Origin of the sequence: Bradyrhizobium sp. STM 3809, from assembly GCF_000239795.1 — a bacterium.
Classification (GTDB): domain Bacteria; phylum Pseudomonadota; class Alphaproteobacteria; order Rhizobiales; family Xanthobacteraceae; genus Bradyrhizobium.
Map to the genome: position 1 here is coordinate 1 of NZ_CAFJ01000091.1, position 2,769 is coordinate 2,769.

Consider the following 2,769-nt stretch of genomic DNA (forward strand, 5'->3'; position numbering starts at 1 on the left):
GCCCGACACGACAAGCGATGAGGCCTGCGGCATCGTAACGCGACGGGCAGTTGGCGCATGAGTCCCATGCGTGGATTGCCCGTCGTGCAGCGGCGGCCGCGAACAAAAGCATGCAAGCATCCGGCTTGCCCGATGCGGCCCAACACTCCGCCGTCGTCCCGGCGAACGCCGGGACCCATACTGCGGACGCTATCGAGGGACACGGCTGTGAGTTGCCTGCCTCATCGCCGCCGGTGGTAATGGGTCCCGGCTCAAGGCCGGGACGACGGCGGAATTTTTGGCGAGACCACGTCCTTCCATGGCCGCCAACCACACCCACGACCATCCGTTGTTTCAATCGATCTCGCCCACCGTGCCCGACTGATAGCGTCCGCGGTATGGGTCACCGCGTTCGCAGAGACGACAGCGGTGGACAAGTGCTTCCGCTTTCACTGCGAGGTACCCGTGCGCCGATCGTGACGGTGTCAACCATGTCCCCGAACACCTGTCGCCCATGTGAGCACGCGGTGCGCCGGAGCGATCACGGCGGCCGTGCGGCGATGCCGCGTCGGCAGCGCATAGTGTCGCCATGATTGGGGCCCATCGAATGCAGCGGGGGTTGTGGGAGACCACGACCACACTGCAGCGTACATAGTTGTCGCGTATCCGCGTCATTGGAGAGTTGGCATGCGCTTTGATCTCAGACCCATCGCGGCCGCCTGCGCGCTGCTGATCGCATCAGCGGGTGCCGGTGTCGCGGCCGACGTCAAGATTCATCGCGTCTCGATCCAGGTCGATCAGAACGATCCGGCGATCATGAACCTGGCGCTCAACAACGCCAGCAACATCATGGAGACCTTCAAGGAGAAGGGCGAGGAGGTCGAGATCGAGCTCGTCGCCTACGGGCCCGGACTGAACATGCTGCGCGAGGATACCTCGCCGGTGAAGGACCGGCTGAAGCAGATCGCCGAGCTCAGCTTTCCCGCCAAGATCAGGTTCTCCGCCTGCAACATCACCAAGCGCGGCATGGAGACGCGCGAGGGGCATCCGATCGCCATCGTAGCGGAAGCGAGCCTGGTACCGTCGGGCGCGGTCAGGCTGATGGAACTGCAGGAGAGCGGCTGGAGCTATCTGAAACCCTAGGTAGTCTTCGCCGCAAATCCGCCCGGTTTAAGTCGCACACCGGCACGACTTCAGATTGAAGTCATAGCAGCCTACTCGCGGGGGACACCCGGGCGGGTGCGATCGGGGGGACTACGTCATGCGTCGAACGCTCGCTGGACCAGCGCTGATGGCGCTGGCAACGATCTCTGCTGCCGTCTTCACCTTCGACGGTGCGGTCTGGGCGCAAGATCGGCCTCAAGACCAGCTTCAAGACCAGCCGGCCGCCCCGCTTTCCCTCAAGCCGGCGCGCCCGCCCGAGCGGCGGGCGGCCGAGCCGCGGGTTTCCGAGACGCGAGTCTCCGAGACCCGTGTGCCCGAACAGCGCGGCGGGTCTGACGAAGCCGCCATCAAGGCGCGCATGAACCAGTGGACCGTCGGTCTCGCCGCCGGCCTGCCCGACGGCGGCTTCGTGCGTTTCGCCAGCGAGATGGCGCGGACGATGGATGACGGCGACAACATGCGCCTGATCCCGATGGTGACGCGCGGCACGACGTCGAACATCGCCGACCTGCTGTACCTGCGCGGCGTCGACGTCGCCATCACCTACGCCGACGCGTTCGACTTCTACGCCAAGCAGGCCGGCCTCTCCAACATCAACGACCGCATCCGCTACGTGCTGCGCTTCTTCATCTCCGACGTGCACATCTATGCCCGCGATGGGATCAAGACACTGCAGGACCTGAAGGGCCAGAAGGTCGCGGTCGGCACGGCGGGCGTCGCCGCCGCGCATACCGGACCGCTGATCTTCCGGCGGCTCGGCATCGACATCGAGCCGGTCGCGGTCGGCGGCCCGGTGGCGCTGGAGAAGCTGCACAAGGGCGAGATCGCCGCGATGGTGTATGTCGCCTCCAAGCCCGGCGAGCTGTTCGCCGGCAAGAAGGCCGATCCGGGCTTCCATTTCGTGCCGGTGCCGTACACGCAGCAGTTCTCGGATTTCTACTATCCGACCAGCATCAAGGCCGAGACCTATCCGGGGCTGGTGGCGCCGGACGCGTCGATCGAGACGATCGCCGTACCGTCGGTGCTGGCGGTCTACAATTGGAAGCCGGGCAGCGACCGCGCCGACCGCGTCAACCGTTTCGTCGACACGCTGTTCGCCAACCTCGCCCGGCTGCAGCAGCCGCCGTTCCATCCCGGCTGGAAGGACCTCAACCTCGAGGCCCAGGTGCCGGGCTGGCGGCGCTACCCCTATGTCGACACCGTGCTCGAGCGCATGAAGAAGGAGGCCGGTGTCGCCCTGCCGCCGGCGGCAACCGGCAGCCTGAGCCAACAGGAACGCTTCGACGCCTTCCTCGCCTCGCAAGCCAGGGCCCCGAGCAAGGCGGAGAAGGACGAGCTGTATCGCTCATTCCTGGAGTGGAGCCGGAAGCAGCAGAAGTGAGGGGGGACGCGAGATGCGGCCAGGCCAGAAGCTGCCATTTCAATGCAGCTTCGTGGCCCTTCCCCTCAGGCCGACGTGATGAGTCGACGTAATGGCGTGAGACGATCTATCAAGACTCGGGCGGTCTGCTCCCTCTCCCCCGTTCTTCACGGGGAGAGGGTTGGGGTGAGGCGCAACCGCGCGGGCGGTGCAATTGTCTCCACCACGATCGGTGCGGGAGCCGTCGTGCTCGTCCGATGGATTTC

At 65.6% G+C, this 2,769-nt stretch carries 2 protein-coding genes; both read left to right on the top strand.

The genetic code is table 11. The features are described 5' to 3' along the window. Positions 1 to 666 precede the first annotated feature (666 nt). On the top strand, positions 667 to 1,122 hold the full coding sequence (locus BRAS3809_RS04850; protein ID WP_008960985.1) for a DsrE family protein: 456 nt from the start codon (positions 667 to 669) through the stop codon (positions 1,120 to 1,122). Positions 1,123 to 1,240: 118 nt separating this feature from the next. After that, positions 1,241 to 2,524, top strand: coding sequence for a TAXI family TRAP transporter solute-binding subunit (locus BRAS3809_RS04855; RefSeq protein WP_008960986.1), 1,284 nt, complete (start codon positions 1,241 to 1,243; stop codon positions 2,522 to 2,524). Positions 2,525 to 2,769 lie beyond the last annotated feature (245 nt).